This window comes from Flavobacterium qiangtangense, assembly GCF_042658345.1.
Lineage (GTDB): Bacteria > Bacteroidota > Bacteroidia > Flavobacteriales > Flavobacteriaceae > Flavobacterium > Flavobacterium qiangtangense.
In genome coordinates, this window is record NZ_JBHSQB010000001.1 from 1 (window position 1) to 1263 (window position 1263).

The following is a 1263-nucleotide window of genomic DNA, read 5'->3' on the forward strand; positions in this document are numbered from 1 at the left end:
CCAGGTTATAGACATAGCCGGCATCGATATCCGCCTGAGTGATGACATGGACCGCCGTGAAGCTGGTCGAGTCAGTCGCTCCTGCCGCCAATGAAGCCAGCGAGCCTGTTACGGTCGCGTTCTCATCCGTTACAGCGATATTTGTCAGTGTCGTATTGCCCGTATTGGCTACCGTGAAGGCATAGTTGACCACGTCCCCGACATTGGCGATGCCGTCGGCGTTCACATCTGCATACGTTCCGTCTTTGGTCACGGCAATCGAAGGAGCCTGGACAATCTCAACGATCGTGCAAGTGGCACACGCCGGATCAACCGGACAGGTAGCGCACGGCGTCGGATCGTTTGATTCATCCTCTATCGGATTTCCTTTTGGATCATTCCCTGAAGCCAGAGCCAGGTTATAGACATAGCCGGCATCGATATCCGCCTGAGTGATGACATGGACCGCCGTGAAGCTGGTCGAGTCAGTCGCTCCTGCCGCCAATGAAGCCAGCGAGCCTGTTACGGTCGCGTTCTCATCGGTTACAATTATATTTGTAAGGGTCGTATTGCCCGTATTGGCTACCGTGAAGGCATAGTTGACCACGTCCCCGACATTGGCGATGCCGTCGGCGTTCACATCTGCATACGTTCCGTCTTTGGTCACGGCAATCGAAGGAGCCTGGACAATCTCAACGATCGTGCAAGTGGCACACGCCGGATCAACCGGACAGGTAGCGCACGGCGTCGGATCGTTTGATTCATCCTCTATCGGATTTCCTTTTGGATCATTCCCTGAAGCCAGAGCCAGGTTATAGACATAGCCGGCATCGATATCCGCCTGAGTGATGACATGGACCGCCGTGAAGCTGGTCGAGTCAGTCGCTCCTGCCGCCAATGAAGCCAGCGAGCCTGTTACAACCGCATTATCATCCGTTACAGCGATATTTGTCAGGGTCGTATTGCCCGTATTGGCTACCGTGAAGGCATAGTTGATCACGTCCCCGACATTGGCGATGCCGTCGGCGTTCGTATCTGCATACGTTCCGTCTTTGGTCACGGCAATCGAAGGAGCCTGGACAATCTCAACGATCGTGCACGTGGCACACGCCGGATCAACCGGACAGGTAGCGCACGGCGTCGGATCGTTTGATTCATCCTCTATTGGATTTCCTTTTGGATCATTCCCTGAAGCCAGAGCCAGGTTATAGACATAGCCGGCATCGATATCCGCCTGAGTGATGACATGGACCGCCGTGAAGCTGGTCGAGTCAGTCGCTCCTG

Annotated in this window: 1 protein-coding gene; it reads right to left on the bottom strand. The window is 54.9% G+C overall.

Annotated elements, in window-relative coordinates; all coding sequences use genetic code 11:
- Positions 1-1263: DUF7507 domain-containing protein (locus ACFPVY_RS00005; RefSeq protein WP_465254352.1), on the bottom strand; the 1263-nt coding region annotated here is incomplete at both ends.